The sequence below is a fragment of the Kocuria turfanensis genome, assembly GCF_001580365.1.
In the GTDB taxonomy this organism is placed as follows: domain Bacteria; phylum Actinomycetota; class Actinomycetes; order Actinomycetales; family Micrococcaceae; genus Kocuria; species Kocuria turfanensis.
The window spans coordinates 3,447,881-3,465,909 of sequence record NZ_CP014480.1 but is presented as its reverse complement, the minus strand read 5'-3'; the positions used below and the strand labels follow the sequence as shown (position 1 = coordinate 3,465,909).

Genomic DNA, 18,029 nt, shown 5'->3' with positions numbered 1-18,029 from the left:
GGCGATCAGCGCTTCTCCCCCAGGCCCCGCACGGGGGCCAGCTCCGTACCGCGGACGGTGGCCGCGCCGCGGGTGGCGTCGTCGGCGCGGAACCGGTTGCCGGTGCCGACCTCGGCCTGGCGCTCCCGGCCCACGGCGGTGGCGTTCTCCCGGACCTCCAGCCGCACCCGGGCGCCGGAGCGGGCACCGCGGGCGGCCTCGAGCCGGTCCTCCGGCAGGTAGGCGTCCACCATCCAGCCCTCGGCCTCCCGCCGCGGGGTGGCCCGGCAGCCCAGGTCCGCGCCGGTCTCCCGGGCGAAGTCCCGCAGGTCGCCCAGCTCGGCCCCGTGGACCTCCACGTGGATCAGCGGGGGCGGCGGGGCCCCGCCGCCCATGGCCTCTTCGGTCGGAACGTCCTCGCTCATGACATCTCCCTCACCGGCGCGGGGAGCAGGGCCGCGGCCGCCTGCACGGCGGCCGCGGCGCTGACCCGCCCGTAGCCGTAGTCGTGGTCGTGCCCGGCGTCGTCGTAGGCGACGCCGCCGATCTTCTCCGCGGACTCCCGCAGGACCGCCCGCAGCTGCGCCCCGGTCAGTCCCGGGTTGACCGCCAGTGCCAGGGCCGCGCAGCCGGCCGCGCACGGGGCCGCGAAGCTCGTGCCGGTGGCCGTGTGGTAGCCGCCGTCGCCGCCGGTGCTCAGCACGTCGACGCCCGGCGCGATCAGCTCGACCGCCGGGCCCCGGGCCGCGTGGTCCTCGAGGTCGTGGTGGGTGGAGCGCACCACGGCGATCACGTCCGGGTGGGAGACCACCTCGTCCTCGAGCACGTCGACGTTGCGCCCGTTGCTGGCCGCCCAGAAGACCGCCGTGCCGGTCCCGCTGCGGCCCCGGCCCGCGGCGGCGGCCAGCGCCAGGTCCAGCACCGTGGCCAGCTCCCACGCGGCGTCGTTGGGGCCCAGGCTGCAGACCAGGATGTCGGCCCCGGACCCCGGATCGGCCCCGGGAACCTCCGACGACGGATCGGCGGCGCAGGCCACCGCCCGCGCCAGGGTCGTCTGGTCACCGACCTGGTCGGGCAGGCACGCCAGCAGCACCAGCCCGCACTCGGGGGCGGCCCCGGAACCGCCCCGGTCGTTGCCCTGCCGGGCGCCGACCATCCCGGCGCAGAACGTCCCGTGGTCGCCGGACGGCATGCCGGCCGTGCCGGGCACGAACCGCGGCCTCCCGCCGGGCTCCGGGCCGGGGGCGGTGAAGTACCCGGACGTGCCCAGCACCCCGTCGCGCAGGTCCTCGTGCGTGGCCAGGAAGCCGTTGTCGATCACGGCCACCCGCACGCCGGCCCCGCGGGTGCGCTCCCAGGAGGCCTCGGCGGCGACGTCCGCGCCGGGCGTGCCCCCGGTCTGGCCGGTGTTCGACCACTGCCACTGCTCCCGGTAGCGGGGGTCGGCCGGCGCGGCCCGCCCGGGGATGTGCTCCTGGAAGCTGGGCTCGGCGAGGCTGACCCGGGGGTCGTCGTGCAGGGCCACGGAGGCGTCGAGGGCGTCCGGATAGGCCGTGGCGTCCACCTCGAAGAGGTTCGGGGCGAAGCGCAGCCGTCCGACCTCGTCCAGGTCCAGCTCCGCCAGGACGGCGGCGGCGTCCTCCTCGGGGAGCTCCTGCTGCAGCTGCACCACCAGGCGGCGCGTGACGATCCCGTAGCGGCCGTCCTGGCGCCGGACCAGGATCCCGGCCGACGGCACCGTCCCGTCCGCCCGCGGCTGCGCGACGAGACGGGCCGTGCTGTCGGTGGGACGCACGAACACCCAGCCGGCCCGGTGGAACGCCTCGAGGGAATCCGCCGGCATCCCGAGGGCGGCGTCGTCGACCTCCGGCCCCAAGGCCTCCCACCGGACTCCCGCGCCCGAGGACTGCACGGGGGCGATGTCCTCGATCTGCTCCACGGTCCTCAGCCGTCCGCGCTGGTAGTAGCTCCGTTCCACTGCGCTCCTCCCGGGTTGCCGGCCGTCGCGCCGGGCGGCACCGGTCGTGTCCGTCCCGCCGCCGGCGTCGCGCGTGCGTCGTCGTGGGACACACCTAACCACTCCGGCGGCACCGCCGCACCTGAGGCGTCGTCACAGTTCGCCGGGGCCCCGGCCGTGTCCTCGAACGCGCGGCCGGGCCGTCGCGGTGCCGGTTTCACCCCGCCGGGGTGAGGCCCCGGGGTCCGGGCCCACGAGAACCTGTCGGTGGCCCCGCCGACCCGGCGGGGTAGCGCGGAAGGACGGGATGCGCATGGATGTCTGGAGCGTCTTCGGGTGGGTGGTGGCCGCCACCCCGGTCTGTCTGCTGTGGGGCCTCGCCCTCACCGACATCCACGGGCGGGAGGACCTGCGCGGCGTGCGGGCGGCGGCCTGGGCGCTGGTCGTGCTGGTGCCGCTGGTGGGGGCCCTGGTTTACCTGGCCCGCCGGCCGCCCCGGTCCCCGGGTCCGCCGGCCCTCCGGTGGGGTGAGGGCGCCTCCGCCCGGCCGGTGGGCCCGCAGCAGGCCCAGCGGCTGGCCCTGCTGGCCGAGCTGCGCGGGCGCGGCCTGCTCAGCGCCGGGCAGTTCGAGATCGAGCAGGCCACCGTCCTGGAGCAGCACGTCTTCCCGGTCGGCCCGCTGGTGCACCGGGTCGGGGCGCGCGAGACTGCATGAGAGCAGCAGCGCACCGCGCGTTGCGGGGAAGGCGCGTTCCATGGGGTGGGCTCAGCTGGTGGCCGTGGCCCTGGTGCTCCTGGAGTACGGGCTCAAGCTGGTGGCCGTCGGCACGGTGCCGGAGAACCGCCGCCCCTCCTCCTCCTCGGCGTGGCTGCTGCTGATCCTCTACTCCCGCGCCCTGCCGGAGGCCGGGGTGCACATCCACCTCTACCCCGCCCCGGCGGTGCTGCACGCCAAGTACCTGACCGTCGACGACACCGTGGCCATGATCGGGTCCTCGAACATGGACTTCCGGTCCTTCGCCCTGGACTACGAGGTGATGCTGCTGGCCTTCGGCGGGGACCTGGTGGCCGAGCTGCAGGCCAACGCCGCGCACTACCGGGCGATCAGCCGGGAGCTGACCCTGGAGGAGTGGCGGGGCCAGCCCTGGCACCACCGCTACCTCGACAACGTGTGCCGGCTGGTCTCCGCCCTGATGTGAACCGGGCCGCCGCGGCTCAGCCGGCGGCGCTGCTCGCGGTGCCGCTCGCCGCCCGGCGCTGCGCGTAGCGCCGCTCCCACGCGATCACGGCGTCGGTGGCCTCGAACAGCTCCTCCGCCATCTGCTGGAGCACCGCGTCCTCCTGGCGGTAGGGGTCGATCACGTCGTTGCGCTCGGGGTGGCGCACCGGCACGCGCTGGCGCAGCCGCGGCGCCTGCTGCACCAGCCACGCCCAGCGCTCCGCGCGGTCGGCCGGGACGGCGGCGTCGAGCTCCGGGTCGGTGGAGAGGTACAGCAGGATCCGGGCGAACTCCCGGAGGGTGAAGACCTTCTTGAGCAGCCGCGGCGCCTGCTGGAGCACCGGCTGGGTGTGCTCCCGGGCCATGACCAGGACCAGGTCCACGTCCCGCAGGATCTCCGGGGTGACCTGCCGGGCCCGGTGGGCGGCGGCGGCCTCCAGGCCGCGGTCGTGGGCCAGCCGGCCCACCCGCTCCTCGAAGCCCTGGTCCACCAGCGCGTGCATCCCGGCGCTGGTCACCGCGAAGCCGCCCGGGGAGACGGCGTTGAGACCGTGGTCGAGCTCCACCGCCGCCATGGGCGAGCGGCAGACGTTGCCCGTGCAGACCGTCAGGATGCGCGTGGGGGGCATGGTTCTCCTCCGGGGGTCGAGTCCGGTTCATCGTATCCGGCGGCACCAGGCGCAACGCTGCGACGCGCACTCGGCGGAATCCGTGTAACACGGCGCACCGTTATTGATTATTTATGTAAACGCGCCTTTATACTCGTCGTGGCTCCAGAGGATCTTCCCCCCATCCCCATGGCCTTGCACGAGTCGTTCCCCCAAACGATCCATGCGAGTTAGGCGTCCCAGCGTGAAAGCACCCCCCCGACTGACGCTGCCCGCTGCCCTCACGGCAGCGGTGCTGGCCATCACCACACTGACACCCACGGCGGCCACGGAAGACGCCGCCCCCACCACCCTCTCGGCCGAGCAGCAGGGCAACCTGGTCTCCAAGGTCGTGGAGTCCGACGGCGAGATCGTCTCGACCCTGGTGGACGGGACCACCGGGGAGAGCGTCCTCCCCGACCCGGCGCTCGCCGGCACCCGGCCCACCGCGGGCAGCCTCTCCGGCGGCGCCGTGATGGGCCAGTGGGCCAAGTCCCCGACGCACTTCGAGCAGCTGGCCGCGAACTCAGCCCGCACCGCCGCGGAGCTCGAGGGCGGCTCCGGTGGCTCGGAGCCCTCCGGCACGTCCGGCACGTCCGCTGCCTCCGGTGAGGAGGCCGTCGCCGGGGCTGCGTCGGCCGACCCGCTGGGCGGCGCCGCGTCCTGGACGCCGTCCGGGATCAAGGGCACGGACGTCTCCAACTGGCAGACCTCCCTGAACTGGACGAGCCTGTGGAACCAGGGCTCCCGCTTCGCCTACGTGAAGTCCTCCGAGGGGGACAGCATCACCAACGGACTCTTCAAGCAGCAGTACGCCGGCGCCGGCGCCGTCGGGATGCACCGCGGCGGCTACCACTTCGCGATCCCCACCCGGGACTCCTCCGGGGCTAAGCAGGCCGACTACTTCATCAACAACGGCGGCGGCTGGTCCGCCGACGGGCGGACCCTGCCGGGCCTGCTGGACATCGAGAACAACCCGTACCCCTCGCTGTACGGCAACGCCTGCTACGGCTTCTCGCAGTCCGAGATGGTCGGCTGGATCCGCGACTTCTCCAACCGGTACAAGGCCCGCACCGGCCGGCTGCCGGCGATCTACACGAACTACTACTGGTGGCGGGACTGCACGGGCAACACCAGCGCCTTCAACGACCACCCCATGCACATCGCCGCCTACGAGACCACCGCCCCGATCGTGCCCAGCGCCTGGTCCACCTACGACTTCTGGCAGTGGACCGACGCCGGCTTCGCCGAGGAGATCGACGCCAACGTCTACCGCGGGTCCGCGACCCAGCTGCGGGACCTCGTGGCCAACCGCTACTACAAGCCGCTCGGCGGCCGCGCCCCAGCCGGGACCGTCACCGAGGTCCAGCCGGCCGGGTACACCGTGAAGGGCGCGATCGGGCGCCAGTACCAGGCCCTGGGCGGGTCCGCCGTCTTCGGCACCCCCACCGGCAACGAGCGCGGCGGCCTGGTCAACGGCGGCGTGCTGCAGGGCTTCTCGAAGAAGCACACCTTCTACTGGACCTCCTCCACCGGGGCCTGGCCGGTGAACTTCAACGGGGCCATCGGCCGCACGTTCGCCGCCGGCCGCTGGGAGAACGGCTACGGCTACCCCACGAACCGGGAGATCACCGGGCTCACCGGCGGCGGGGCCTACCAGACGTTCCGCCAGGGCACGGCCGTGAACCGGCTCCTGTGGAGCTCGGCCACCGGCACCCACCTGGTCCGGGAGAACACCGGGATCGGCGGGGTCTGGAAGCGCGGCGGCTACGAGCGCGGCTTCGGCTACCCGGTCGGCGACGAGGTCGGCGGGCTGGTCAACGGCGGCGCCCACCAGGTGTTCCGCAACGGCAGCGCGGTCTACCGGATCCTGTGGAGCCCCACCTCCGGCAGCCACTGGCTCAAGGAGAACAGCGCGATCGGCCGCGAGTGGCTCGCCGCCGGCGCCGAGCGCGGCTACGGCTATCCGACCACCGACGAGTACAAGTACGGCACCGAGATCCGCCAGAAGTTCTCCAAGAACTTCACGGTGCACTACTCCACCGTGACGAAGAGAATCTGGGTGACCCGATGAAGCACGCCAAGCACCGCGCCCCCACCCGCCCCCGCACGCCCGGCCGGCTGGCCCTCACCGCGGCCACCCTCGCCCTGACGGTCCCCGCCAGCGGGATCCTGGTGGCGGCCCCCGCCACCGCGGCGAGCTCGGACATCGTCCAGGTCCCGGCGAGCACCCGGACGGCCGACGCCCAGAAGCTGCTGGAGCTGATCAACGCCCACCGCAAGGCCAAGGGCCTGGCCCCGGTGAAGTACTCGGCCACGGTCTCCGGGATCGCCCAGGGCGAGTCCGACCGGCTGACCCGCCAGGAGGTCATCAACCACACGGACACCTTCCTCAAGGATCCGCGGGCCGGCACCTGGAACGCCGCCGGAGAGATCCACGCGGTCTCCTGGCAGCGCTCCGTGGCCGACCTCATGACCTGGTGGAAGGGCTCCACCGCCCACAACAAGGTGCTCACCGACCCGGACATGTCGGTCATCGGCATCGGCCTCACCTACGTGGACGGGTCCCTGGCCGGCAACAAGCAGGGCTGGAAGCTCGTGGGCACCGTGACCTCCTACGGCTACGCCGCCGGACAGGCCCCGGCCGACACCCGCACCTCCGTGGGCACGGCCCCGGCGCCCGCGCCGGCCCCCGCGCCCAGCACGGCGCCGATCACCTCCGCCGGCTACTCCGTGAAGGGCGCGATCGGGCGCCAGTACTACGCCCTGGGCGGGTCCGCCGTGTTCGGCACCCCCACCGGCCCCGAGCGCGGCGGCCTGGTGGGCGGCGGCGTGCTGCAGGGCTTCGCCAAGGGCCAGACCTTCTACTGGAGCTCCGCCACCGGGGCCTGGCCGGTGAACGTCAACGGCGCGATCGGGCGCAAGTTCGCCGCCCACCGCTGGGAGAACGGCCTGGGCTACCCCACCACCCGCGAGATCACCGGGCTCACCGGCGGCGGCGCCTACCAGGTGTTCCGCCAGGGCGCCGCAGTGCACAAGGTGCTCTGGAGCCCCCGGACCGGCGCGAAGGTCGTCAAGGAGAGCGGGGCGATCGGCCAGCGGTGGAAGGCCGCCGGCTCCGAGCGCGGCTACGGCTACCCGGTCACCGACGAGTACCGCTACGGCACGGAGGTCCGCCAGCGGTTCTCCAACGGCTACACCATCCACTGGTCCTCGGTCACCAAGCGCAACTGGGTCACCCGCTGACTCCTCGCCCACCGGGGCACCCCTCGCAGAACGCCCGGCCGGACTCCCCGGCCGGGCGTTCTGCTGTCCCGGCCACGCCCCCGCGGCATCCCGGTCAGCCCTCCGGTGGTGGCCCCGTGCCCGCCCGGTGTCCCCCGGTGTCCCCCGAGCGGCCGCGGTCTCCGCCCCGCCCGTGTCGGGCGCTCCCGGGACGAGCCGAGAGGCAAGGACCCTGGTCAGACCGTGGTGCACTTCACGTTCGTGACGAAGTTTGACTGTGTTCTCCCCTGCAAACCTGTGAGCGTTCATCGTCGGGCGTCGGCACAACGGGGGACGGATCACCGCGGACTCGTCCCCCGTTCCGGCCACGTTCCCAAAAATTAACTACCAACTCGTAATCACGCCTCCCGCCCTGTCGGGGATTTGCACCCGCACTCCCATGCGGAGCGATGTTCTTTGACGCCTGTGCGGGTGTGTTCGCAGTTGTGACGGCCGGGGTGCGGCTTGGCAGGCTGAGCCGGTCGGCCCGTCCGGGGGGATGCGCCGGCCGGTCCGTCGAGGGGGCGGACCGCCATCCGGGGGGAACGAGCGTGCCGTGTCCAAGAGCTTCGACGACCGACGATCACCGCGCCGCCGAGGCGCCGAACGGACCGGCAGCACCGTGGCGCCCCCGGTCTTCTTCGACCCCGGCGGCAAGCGCTGGTACCGGATCCTCGCCACCGTCATCCTGCTGCTGGTCCTGGTCGCGGGGTCGGCGTCCTGGCTCGTGCCGCAGGCCCTGGCCCAGACCTGGGAACGGCCCGAGAACCAGGAGAACGACTACGCCCGGGAGCTGCTGGCGACCGGGGACCCGGAGAACATCCCGCTGCTGGGCGACTCCGCCAACCCGTTCAGCAGGATCGCCCTGGTGGGCCACCGCCACGGCGGGACCGTGCTGACGGACCCGTTCACCGACGAGACCCTGCGGACGCTCACCGCGGAGGAGGTCGAGGTCGTCGGGGACAGCCCCTACGTCATGGAGCGCTTCGGCACACTGCCGGAGAAACAGCTGATGATCACCTTCGACGACGGCCCGGACGCGACCTTCACCCCCGAGATCCTCGACGTGCTCTCGGCGGAAGGGGTGCCGGCCACGTTCTTCAACATCGGCACGAACGTCGTCGCCCAGCCCGAGCTGTTCCGCCGGATGCTCCGCGAGGGGCACATGGTGGGCAACCACACCATGACGCACACCACCGTGTGGGACGACGACCTGCGCAGCCGCGAGGAGCTCATCGGCACCGACCGCGCGATGCGCTCGATCGGCGACTACGCCACACATCTGTTCCGCCTGCCCACCGGGGACCCCGACAACAAGCCCCTGCCCATCCTCGAGGCCCAGCAGCTGGGCTACCTGCACGTGGACTTCGACTACGACACCCTCGACTGGGCGGCCGTGCCCGGAGAGACCGTGCGACTGCCCGAGCTCGACGGCCAGGGCCACATCGTGCTGATGCACGACGGGGGTGGGGACCGCACCGCCACGGTGACCGCCCTGAAGGAGCTCATCGCCGAGGCCAAGGCCGAGGGCTACACCTTCTCGACCCTGGCTCCGGTCCTGCCGGAGGACTATCAGCCGGTGTCCACGGACGCGGTGCTGGCCGACGACGCGACCGCCCTGGCCGTGGCCGGACTGACCGTGGCCCCGGAGGTCGTGATGACCTGGCTGTTCTGGTTCGGGGTCTCCTCCCTGACCCTGATGTCGGCCCTGTACGTGGTGCTGGCGCTGATCGGCCACCGCCGGCAGCGGCGCCGGGTGTGGCCGGCGGTCCCCGAGGAGGAGCTGCCGCTGGTCTCGGTGATCCTGCCGGTGTTCAACGAGGAACCGGTCGTGGCCCGCACCCTGGCCGCGCTGCGGGCCAGTGACTACCCGCACCTGGAGGTCATCGCCGTCGACGACGGCTCCACCGACCGCACCCTGGCCGTCCTGGAGGAGGCCGCCGCGCAGTGGCCGGCGCTGCGGGTGATCAGCCAGCCCAACGCCGGGAAGTCCGTGGCCTCCAACCACGGCATCATGGCCGCGACCGGTGAGATCGTGGTGACCCTCGACGGGGACACCCTCTTCGAGCCCCAGACCGTGCGGATGTTCGCCCGCCACTTCACCACACCGCACCGGGGCCGCCCGGTCGGGGCCGTGGCGGGGCACGTGAAGGTCGGCAACCGCGCCGGGATCCTCACCATGTGGCAGTCCCTGGAGTACATCTCCGGGATCTGCGTGACCCGCATGGCCGAGTCCGTGGTCGGGGCGATCTCCATCGTCCCCGGCGCCTGCGCGGCCTGGCGCAAGGAGGCCCTGCAGGCCGCCGGCGGCTACTCCCACGACACCCTGGCCGAGGACGCGGACCTGACCATGACCCTGCAGCAGCACGGCTGGGCGATCGTCCAGGAGAACGAGGCCGTGGCCTGGACCGAGGCCCCGATGACCGTGCGCGGGCTGGCCAAGCAGCGCCTGCGCTGGACCTACGGCAACCTCCAGGCCCTGTGGAAGCACGCCGGGATGCTCCTCCGCCCGAAGTACGGGTTCCTGGGGATGGTGGCGCTGCCCTACACCGCCCTGGCCACCCTGGTGCCGCTGGTCTTCCTGCCGCTGACCGTGCTGATGGCCGTGCTCAACCTGGCTGCCGGCACCTGGGTCCCGCTGGCCGCCTTCGCCGCGTTCGTGCTGGCCATCCACGCGGTCATCTGTGTGCTCGCCATCCGCATGGTCGGCGAGTCCTGGGCGCACCTGCTCATCGTCCCGGTCTACCGGGTCATCTACGAACCGCTGCGCGCCTACCTGCTCTACGCCTCCGTGCTGCAGGCCCTCAAGGGCCGGATGATCGGCTGGTACAAGCCCGAGCGCACCAACACCGTCCTCGACCTGGCTCCCGCGGCGGAGCCCGCCGAGCCGTCGGTTCCCTGGCAGGAGGGCCGGCGCGATGAGCGGGTCTGAGCCGGGCCGGGACCGGTACCTGGACCTGCTGCGGTCGATCGCGCTGGTCCGCGTGGTGGCGTACCACACGTTCGCGGGCGCCGTCTTCAGCCTGCTGTTCCCCGCGATGGGCGTGATGTTCGCGCTGGCCGGTGCCCTCATGGCGCGCTCCCTGCGCCGGCCGGCGGCCGGCGTGCTCCGCTCCCGCGCCCGCCGGGTGCTGATCCCGCTGTGGGTCTACGCCGCCACGGTGCTGGTCCTGCTCGTGGGCCAGGGCTGGTCCCCCGCAGCGGACGGCTCCTGGGGACGGGTGCTGCTGTGGTTCCTGCCGGTCGGCGACCCGGTCTTCCCGGAGATCGCCGGGACCGGGGCGGTGGATCCCACCTGGCCGGTCCAGGCCGGGGAGATCCTGTGGTACGTGCGGACCTACTTCTGGTTCATGCTCCTCTCCCCCGTGCTGCTGCGGGCCTTCCGCGCCCGGCCCTGGCCGGTGCTCCTCACCCCGCTGATCCTGAGCGGGCTGCTGGCCCTCGGGGCGGTACCGCTGCCCTCCTGGGCCGAGGCCCCGGTGACGGACGCCGTGACCTACGGCTCCTGCTGGATCCTCGGCTTCGCCCACCAGAGCGGGCTGCTGCGCCGGATCCCCCTCGGGCTGGTCCTCGCGGCCGGTCCCGCCGTGATGGGCGTGGGTCTGTGGTGGGCCGCCGGGCACCTCGGCGAGTCCGGGTGGGACCTCAACGAGATCCCGTTCGCCCAGGCCCTGTGGTCCTTCGGCTTCTGCGCCGTGCTGCTGCGGGTCTCCCCCAGCTGGGAGCAGCTGCCCCGGCCGCTGCGGTTCCTGGACGGGATCGTGAGCCTGCTCAACGCGCGGGCGATGACCGTCTACCTGTGGCACAACCTGCTGCTGGTCGCCACCGTGGTCCTGATCGACGTGCTCTGGAACAGTGATCTGCTCGCCACGGCCGTGCCCGGACTGCTGGAGAGCCCGTGGCTGTCCTTCGTGCTGGTCTGGCCGCTGCTGGCCGCCGTGGTGCTCGCCGTGGGCTGGGCGGAGGACCTCGCCGCGGGACGCCGCCCCCGGCTGTGGCCGGTCCGCCCGGCGCCGGTCCGCACCGCTGCGGGCGCGCCGGCGCCGGTCCGCACCGCTGCGGGCGCGCCGGCACCGGTCCGCCCACCGGGCGCGCCGAGCTTCTCCGGCCGCTCCTGGCTGTATCCGCGCGCCGCCCGGGAAGCGGCACGGCCGGAGGCGCTCAGTCCCCGAAGCCCCGGCCCAGGACCCGGGTGAACTCGCCGGCCTCCTGCTCCAGGCCGCTGCAGAAGTCGTTGGCCTCGGCCGGGTCGCCGTGCTCGGCCGTGCAGGTCCGGTCCCGGTTCAGCGACCAGAAGGACATCCGCCCGACGCCCTGCTCGCGGGCGAACTCGTTGAGCTGTGCTGCGGCCTCCAGGTCCACCACCTCCCCGGGGACGTCGTTCACCCCGATCATCGGGGTCAGCCCGAGCCGGTTCCAGGCCTGCTCCTCGGACAGCTCCTGGCCCGCCGCGGCCCACAGCTCCCGCACCTGCCCGTGGGCCGCCCGGGCGGCCTCCTCCGAGGCGTCCACCATGGACTGCCCGGAAGACCGGCTCTCGCTGTAGTTCATGGTCATGACGTTGACCCCCGCCAGGTCCACCCCGGCGGCGAGCATCTGGGCCACGAGGTTCTCACCGTCCTCGGACAGACCCGCCGGCGAGACCGGCAGGGTCACCCACACCTCCAGCGGGGCCTCCGCGGAGCGCTCCTCCTGCAGCCGGGCCACGGCCTCGGCCCGGCGCTGGTTCGCCGCCGGATCCTCGAGGTCGTTCAGCTCCACGTCGAAGTCGGCGACCGGGACCGCGTACCGGTCGAGCACCTGCCGGTAGGCGCCCAGCAGGGCGTCCGGGTCGGCGCAGGCGGTGGCCAGCTCGTCGCGGGCGGCGCCGCCGAAGGAGACCACCACGTCACCGCCGGCCTCGCGCAGCGCGGCGATCTGCTCCTCCATCCGCAGCGTCGTCCCCGCCTCCTCCAGGCCGTAGTAGCCGCCCCAGGAGGGCGTGCAGGGCTCCTCCGGGTCGGCCACCACGAAGCCCAGCACGGTGTGCGACTGCCCGGCGGCCGCGGCGCCGAAGTCGAAGTAGGGGTAGGCGGTGACGTTGACGTAGGGCCCGGCCCAGGGCTGGTTCAGGTCCTGGCCGCAGCCGGTGAGCGCGGCGGCCGCCACGGAGCCCAGCGCCAGGAACGGCAGGAAGCGGCGGTGGGAGCGGTTCATGGGGTGCGGGACGTCCTCTGCGGCACGGCGGTCCCAGCGACGCCGCAGCCCCTCACCGGAAGGCGAGGGGCTGCGGCGTCGTCGGACCGGGGAATCGGTCAGGAGCGGCCGTTGAACAGGCTCGTCACCGAGCCGTCCTCGAAGACCTCCTGGATGGCCCGGGCGATGAGCGGGGCGATGGACAGGACCGTGAGGTTCTCGAACTGGTGCTCCGGGGGCACCGGGAGGGTGTCCGTGACCACGACCTCGAGCGCGCCGCAGGAGGACAGCCGCTCCACCGCCGGGTCGGAGAACACGGCGTGGGTGGCGGCGATGATGACGTCCTTGGCGCCCTTCTCGCGCAGCACCTTCACCGCGCCGGTGATCGTCCCGCCGGTGTCGATCATGTCGTCGATCAGCACGCAGGTGCGGCCCTCGATCTGCCCCACGACCTCCTTGGACACCGCCTGGTTCGGGACCGTGATGTCCCGGGTCTTGTGCACGAACGCCAGCGGGCAGCCGCCCAGCAGCTCCGTCCACTGCTCGGCCACGCGCACGCGGCCCGTGTCCGGGGAGACCACGGTGACGTTCTCGACGTCGACGACGGAGCGCACGTGGGCCGCCAGCAGCGGGATGGCCATCAGGTGGTCGACCGGGCCGTCGAAGAAGCCCTGGATCTGCGCGGTGTGCAGGTCCACGGACATCAGCCGGTCCGCGCCGGCCGTCTTGTACAGGTCCGAGATCAGGCGGGCCGAGATGGGCTCGCGGCCGCGGTGCTTCTTGTCCTGCCGGGCGTAGGGGTAGAACGGGGAGACCACGGTGATCGACCGGGCCGAGGCCCGCTTCAGCGAGTCGATCATCAGCAGCTGCTCCATGATCCACTGGTTGATCGGCGCCGGGTGGGACTGGATGAGGAAGGCGTCCGTGCCCCGCACCGACTCCCCGAAGCGCACGTAGGTCTCACCGTTGGCGAAGTCGTAGGCGGCCGTGGGGATCAGCTCGGTGCCGAGCTCCGCCGCGATGCGCTCCGCGAGCTGCGGGTGCGCCCGGCCGGAGACCAGGACCAGCTGCTTCGCACCTGCGTTGGTGATGGCGGTCGTCATTCTTGCTCGCTTTCCTCGGTGGTGTGCCCGGCGGTGGTGTGCCCGGTCGTGCTCTGCCCCGGGACGTCCCCGGCCGTCGCGGCGCCGTCGGCCTGGGCGCGCAGCGCGGCCTCGGCCGCCGCCGTCCCCTGGCGGTGCTCCACGACCCAGTTCTCGACGATCCGCTGCGCGCCCTCGGTGAGCGCCAGCGCCCCGGCCGGCACGTCCTTGCGGATCGTGGTGCCGGCCCCGGAGTAGGCGCCGTCCCCGACGGTGACGGGAGCGACGTACATGTTGTCGGAGCCCATCCGGACGTGGTCGCCGATCACGGTGCGGTGCTTGCGCACGCCGTCGTAATTGACGAACACGGAGGCCGCCCCGATGTTGGAGTGCTCGCCGATGGTGGCGTCCCCCACGTAGGACAGGTGCGGGATCTTCGAGCCGGTGCCGATCCGGGAGTTCTTGGTCTCCACGAACGTGCCGATCTTGCCGTCCGCGCCCAGGACCGTGCCGGGGCGCAGGTAGGCGAACGGCCCCACGGAGGCGCCGGCGCCGATCACCGAGCCGGAGCCGTGCGTGCGCACCACGTGCGCGCCGGGGCCGACCTCCACGTCCGTGAGGGTGGTGTCCGGGCCGACGACGGCGTCCTGGGCCACCCGGGTGCCGCCGTGCAGCTGCGTGCCCGGCAGGACCGTGACGTCCGCGCCGATGCGCACCTGCACGTCGATCCAGGTGGTGGCGGGGTCCACGATGGTCACCCCGTTGCGCATGTGCGCCTCGAGCACCCGGCGGTTGAGGTGGGCGCCGAGCTGGGCCAGCTGCACGCGGTCGTTGGCGCCCTCCACCTCCCAGCGGTCCTCGATCTTCAGCGCGTCCACGGCGCGGCCGGCCCGCCGGGCCAGCAGCGGGACGTCGGTGAGGTACATCTCGCCCTGGGCGTTGTCGGAGGTCACCTGCGCCAGGGCCTCGCGCAGGGCGTCGGCGTCGAAGGCGAAGATGCCGGAGTTGATCTCGGTGACCGCGAGCTCGGCCTCGGTGGCGTCCTTGGCCTCCTTGATCTCACGGAACGAGCCGTCGGCGTCGCGCAGGACCCGGCCGTAGCCGCCGGGCTGCTCGTGGTCGGCGGTCAGCACCGTGACCGCGTTGCCGCGCTCCTCGTGGTGGGCGACCAGCTTCTGCAGCACCTCCGGGGTCAGCAGGGGGACGTCGCCGTAGGTGACCACCACGGTCCCGGCCAGCCGCTCCTGGGCGTCGAGCGCCTCCACCGCCACCTGGACCGCCCGGCCCGTGCCGGGCACCTCGTCCTGGTCCACGATCAGCGCCGCGGGGTCCTGCTCGAGCACGTGCGGGGCCACCAGGTCCCGCTCGAAGCGCACCACCGCGGCCAGCCGCCGGGGGTGCAGGCTGCGGGCGGCCACCAGGCTGTGCCCCACCATGGAACGACCCCCGATCCGGTGCAGGATCTTGGGGGTCTTGGACTTCATCCGGGTGCCCTTGCCGGCGGCGAGGACGATGACGGCGGCGGGGCCGCCGGCCGTCCCGGGCGCGGTGGCGGGAGTCTGGGGGGTGCTCACAGCGGGATGCAGCTCCTCGGTCGTCGATCGTCGAGAGGCTCCGGTGGGATCACCGGGTCCGTCTCGGTTCCGTCTAGCAGGCTGTCGGGCGGGATGCGGACGTTCCGCCTCTAGGACTCGAACCTAGACTCCGCGGCTCCAAAGGCCGGGGTGCTGCCGATTACACCAAGGCGGAGCACCGCCGTGGAACGGCAGTGGTGCACACCGTGCACAGGGAGTCACCCTACCACCAGGCGCTCAGGCGCCGGCCGGTCCCGGGCGCCCCAGGATGACCAGGATCCGGGCCGCCGCGGCGGCCCCGCGCAGCTCCGGCACGGCGGCGAAGAGGTCCTCCACCGTGTCCTCGTCCACCCCGCACACGATCAGCGGGGCGAGGTCCAGCAGCGGCCGCATCCGCTCGAACGCGGCGGCCGGGCCCTCCCCCGCGGCGGTGGAGGCGGCGACGTTCCAGGCCACGGAGGCCAGGTAGTGCGGGTCCACGTCCAGCGTGCCCTCCTTGCGGGCGCGCTCCAGGAACTGGATCAGCTCCACCTCGTCCACGGTGGCACCCTCGGTCTCCAGCAGCAGGTGCACCTGGTGGGCCGAGGCCGCCTCCGCGAGCGCCGCCAGCATGGAGAAGATCCGGTCCTCGCTGCGCCCGCGCCCGCCGACCCCGGCCCGGGGCACCACGAGGTACTCGGCGCCCACGCCGGCGGCCAGGGACAGGTGGTCGTCGAGGACCGCGATGACGCCCTCGTCCGGGATGTCCTCGTCGATGGAGATGTCCGCCCGCAGGATCAGGGGGGCGGCGCCGGCCCCGCGCAGCGCCTCGCCGACCTGCCGCTGGGGCACCGACCCGAGGTGGCGCCCGGCCAGCTGACCGGGTCCGGCGGGGATCTCCACCGGCCCGGGGTGCTCCCGGACCGTGCGCACGGCGACCTCCAGGTCCGTGACCCCGTCCAGGCGGGTGCCGATCGGGTGGACGGTGGTCGCGGTGGGTCGCTCCGTCGGGTTCTGCTGCTCCATGCCTCCATGCTCTCACCCGTGCTTGTGCCGTGGCTGAAAGCTCCCTGTCCGCACTTCGGCACCACCCCGGACGCTCCCTCCCCTTCCCCTGCCCCTCCGCCGAGTCCCCCGTCTCTGCGCCGAGTCCCCCATCTCTGCGCCGAGTCCCCCATGTGCTCGCAGTTCCCCCCGATCCATCGGGGGGAACTGCGAGCACATGGGGGACTCGGCGGAAGAAGGCGCCGCAGGAAAAGGGGGACCGGCCGAGCGGGTGGGGCGCGCGAGTACCCTTGACGGGTGGCACATCTACTCGGCGGCGAGAACCTGCACCTCGAATTCCCCACCAAGACGGTCTTCGACTCCGTCAGCCTCGGCATCGACGAGGGCGACCGGATCGGCATCGTGGGCCGCAACGGCGACGGCAAGTCCACGCTGATGAAGCTGCTCGCCGGGCGGCTGAAGCCGGACGGGGGCCGCGTCACCGTGCGCTCCGGGGTGCGGGTGGGCATGCTCGACCAGGCCGACGTGCTGGACCCGGAGCTGACCGTGGGGCACGCCGTCGTCGGGGACCGCGAGGAGCACGAGTGGGCCGGGGACGCGAAGGTCCGGGACGTGATCGCCGGCCTGGTCAAGGACCTGGACTGGGACGCCCGGATCGGGGAGCTCTCCGGCGGGCAGAAGCGCCGCGTGGCGCTCGCGGCGCTGCTGGCCGGGGACTGGGACGTGATCTTCCTGGACGAGCCCACCAACCACCTGGACGTGGACGGCATCACCTGGCTGGCCCGCCACCTCAACAACCGCTGGCCCAGGAACCAGGGCGGCATGGCCGTGGTCACCCACGACCGCTGGTTCCTGGACGCCGTGTGCACCGACACCTGGGAGGTGCACGACCGGATGGTCGAGCCCTTCGAGGGCGGCTACGCGGCCTACGTCCTCCAGCGGGTGGAGCGGGACCGGCAGGCCGCCACCGTAGAGGCCAAGCGGCAGAACCTCATGAAGAAGGAGCTCGCCTGGCTGCGCCGCGGCGCCCCCGCGCGCACCGCGAAGCCCAAGTTCCGCATCGAGGCCGCCAACCAGCTCATCAACGACGTCCCGCCGCCGCGCGACACCGTGGCCCTGTCCCAGCTGGCCGTCTCCCGGCTGGGCAAGGACGTGGTGGACCTGGAGAAGGTCTCCGTCTCCTACCCCACCGAGGACGACGGCCCGCGCGAGGTGCTCCGGGACGTCACCTGGCTGATCGCCCCCGGCGAGCGCACCGGCATCCTGGGCGTCAACGGCGCGGGCAAGTCCACGCTGCTGGGCCTGGTCACCGGGGACGTGCAGCCCACGAGCGGGCGGGTCAAGCGCGGGAAGACCGTGCGGATCGCCACGCTGACCCAGCAGCTGTCCGAGCTGGAGGAGGTGGCCGAGGACCGGGTCTCGGACGTGGTCGCGTCCAAGCGCACCACCTACCTCACCGACGGCAAGGAGATGACCCCGGGCCAGCTGCTGGAGCGGCTGGGCTTCACCAACGAGCAGCTGGCCACCCCCGTCAAGGACCTCTCGGGCGGGCAGAAGCGGCGGCTGCAGCTGCTGCTGATCCTGCTGGACGAGCCCAACGTGCTGATCCTCGACGAGCCGTCCAACGACCTGGACACCGACATGCTCGCGGCCATGGAGGACCTGCTCGACACCTGGCCGGGCACCCTGCTGGTGGTCTCCCACGACCGCTACCTCCTGGAGCGGGTCACCGACCAGCAGTACGCCGTGATCGACGGCCGGTTCCGGCACCTGCCCCGCGGCGTGGAGCAGTACCTGGAGCTCGCCGCCCAGTCGCGCACCGGCACGGCCGCCGGCTCGGCGAACGCCTCGAACCCGCTGGCGGCCACGGGGGCCTCCTCGAACGGGTCCAAGGGCACGACGGCGCAGGGCGCGCCGAAGCTCTCCGGCGCCCAGGCCCGCAGCGCGCAGAAGGAGGTGAGCGCGATCGAGCGGAAGCTGGAGAAGCTCACCGCGAAGGTCGACACCATCCACGCCGAGATGGCCGCCCACGACCAGTCCGACTACACCGGCCTGGCCGGGATCACCGCCCGGCTGACCGCGGTCCAGGACGAGATCGAGGAGCTCGAGCTGCGCTGGCTCGAGCTGTCCGAGGACCTGGCCTAGACC

General features: G+C 73.0%; 14 protein-coding genes and 1 tRNA gene. 7 read left to right on the top strand and 8 right to left on the bottom strand.

The genetic code is table 11. The annotated features are described in order from the left end of the window. Positions 1–5 precede the first annotated feature (5 nt). Both AYX06_RS15870 and AYX06_RS15865 read right to left on the bottom strand, forming a co-directional pair. Positions 6–404 (bottom strand): hypothetical protein, encoded by a 399-nt coding sequence (locus AYX06_RS15870; protein WP_062736595.1) that lies wholly within the window; start codon positions 402–404, stop codon positions 6–8. Next, the gene (locus AYX06_RS15865; RefSeq protein WP_062736594.1) at positions 401–1,957 is read right to left on the bottom strand and encodes a S8 family peptidase; all 1,557 of its coding nucleotides are present in this window, start codon (positions 1,955–1,957) and stop codon (positions 401–403) included. Before AYX06_RS15865 ends, AYX06_RS15870 begins: the two co-directional genes overlap by 4 nt. Positions 1,958–2,249: 292 nt before the next feature. Here AYX06_RS15865 and AYX06_RS20595 point away from each other — a divergent pair, with 292 nt between their 5' ends. Continuing rightward, complete coding sequence (locus AYX06_RS20595) at positions 2,250–2,651, top strand: PLDc N-terminal domain-containing protein (protein WP_186815673.1); 402 nt, start codon at positions 2,250–2,252, stop codon at positions 2,649–2,651. Positions 2,652–2,691: 40 nt separating this feature from the next. Beyond that, a complete protein-coding gene (locus tag AYX06_RS20590; protein WP_062736592.1) occupies positions 2,692–3,135 on the top strand; it encodes a phospholipase D-like domain-containing protein in 444 nt (147 codons plus the stop codon). Between the two features lie 16 nt (positions 3,136–3,151). Here AYX06_RS20590 and AYX06_RS15850 read toward each other — a convergent pair whose 3' ends face one another. Beyond that, positions 3,152–3,784 carry an arsenate reductase/protein-tyrosine-phosphatase family protein gene (locus AYX06_RS15850; protein ID WP_062736591.1) on the bottom strand — a complete coding sequence of 211 codons (633 nt, stop codon included), beginning with the start codon at positions 3,782–3,784 and terminating at the stop codon, positions 3,152–3,154. 223 nt (positions 3,785–4,007) lie between these two features. Here AYX06_RS15850 and AYX06_RS20585 point away from each other — a divergent pair, with 223 nt between their 5' ends. The 4 genes from AYX06_RS20585 to AYX06_RS15830 all read left to right on the top strand — a co-directional run bounded on the left by AYX06_RS20585 (position 4,008) and on the right by AYX06_RS15830 (position 11,262). After that, a complete protein-coding gene (locus AYX06_RS20585) occupies positions 4,008–5,876 on the top strand; it encodes a GH25 family lysozyme (protein WP_147017740.1) in 1,869 nt (622 codons plus the stop codon). Next, positions 5,873–7,048 carry a CAP domain-containing protein gene (locus tag AYX06_RS15840; RefSeq protein ID WP_062736589.1) on the top strand — a complete coding sequence of 392 codons (1,176 nt, stop codon included), beginning with the start codon at positions 5,873–5,875 and terminating at the stop codon, positions 7,046–7,048. Before AYX06_RS20585 ends, AYX06_RS15840 begins: the two co-directional genes overlap by 4 nt. Before the next feature lie 574 nt (positions 7,049–7,622). Further along, positions 7,623–9,998, top strand: coding sequence for a bifunctional polysaccharide deacetylase/glycosyltransferase family 2 protein (locus tag AYX06_RS20790; protein WP_261775433.1), 2,376 nt, complete (start codon positions 7,623–7,625; stop codon positions 9,996–9,998). Continuing rightward, on the top strand, positions 9,985–11,262 hold the full coding sequence (locus AYX06_RS15830) for an acyltransferase family protein (RefSeq protein WP_084271667.1): 1,278 nt from the start codon (positions 9,985–9,987) through the stop codon (positions 11,260–11,262). Before AYX06_RS20790 ends, AYX06_RS15830 begins: the two co-directional genes overlap by 14 nt. On the opposite strand, the gene AYX06_RS15825 is transcribed toward AYX06_RS15830, so the two are convergent. From AYX06_RS15825 to AYX06_RS15805, 5 genes are all read right to left on the bottom strand, one after another. Further along, on the bottom strand, positions 11,228–12,262 hold the full coding sequence (locus tag AYX06_RS15825; protein ID WP_062736588.1) for a chitinase: 1,035 nt from the start codon (positions 12,260–12,262) through the stop codon (positions 11,228–11,230). The genes AYX06_RS15830 and AYX06_RS15825 overlap by 35 nt on opposite strands. Positions 12,263–12,360: 98 nt before the next feature. Further along, positions 12,361–13,344 carry a ribose-phosphate diphosphokinase gene (locus tag AYX06_RS15820; protein WP_062736587.1) on the bottom strand — a complete coding sequence of 328 codons (984 nt, stop codon included), beginning with the start codon at positions 13,342–13,344 and terminating at the stop codon, positions 12,361–12,363. Continuing rightward, on the bottom strand, positions 13,341–14,807 hold the full coding sequence (gene glmU, locus AYX06_RS15815; protein ID WP_232319466.1) for a bifunctional UDP-N-acetylglucosamine diphosphorylase/glucosamine-1-phosphate N-acetyltransferase GlmU: 1,467 nt from the start codon (positions 14,805–14,807) through the stop codon (positions 13,341–13,343). The genes AYX06_RS15820 and glmU overlap by 4 nt, the downstream gene beginning before the upstream one ends. 192 nt (positions 14,808–14,999) lie before the next feature. Beyond that, positions 15,000–15,072, bottom strand: a tRNA-Gln gene (locus AYX06_RS15810). 62 nt (positions 15,073–15,134) lie between these two features. Next, entirely contained in the window at positions 15,135–15,902 is a 768-nt protein-coding gene (locus tag AYX06_RS15805; protein ID WP_062736585.1) for a hypothetical protein, read from the bottom strand. A 276-nt stretch (positions 15,903–16,178) separates the two neighbouring features. Between AYX06_RS15805 and AYX06_RS15800 the strand changes: the two genes are divergently transcribed. Continuing rightward, positions 16,179–18,026 (top strand): ABC-F family ATP-binding cassette domain-containing protein, encoded by a 1,848-nt coding sequence (locus tag AYX06_RS15800; protein ID WP_062736584.1) that lies wholly within the window; start codon positions 16,179–16,181, stop codon positions 18,024–18,026. Positions 18,027–18,029: the final 3 nt, after the last annotated feature.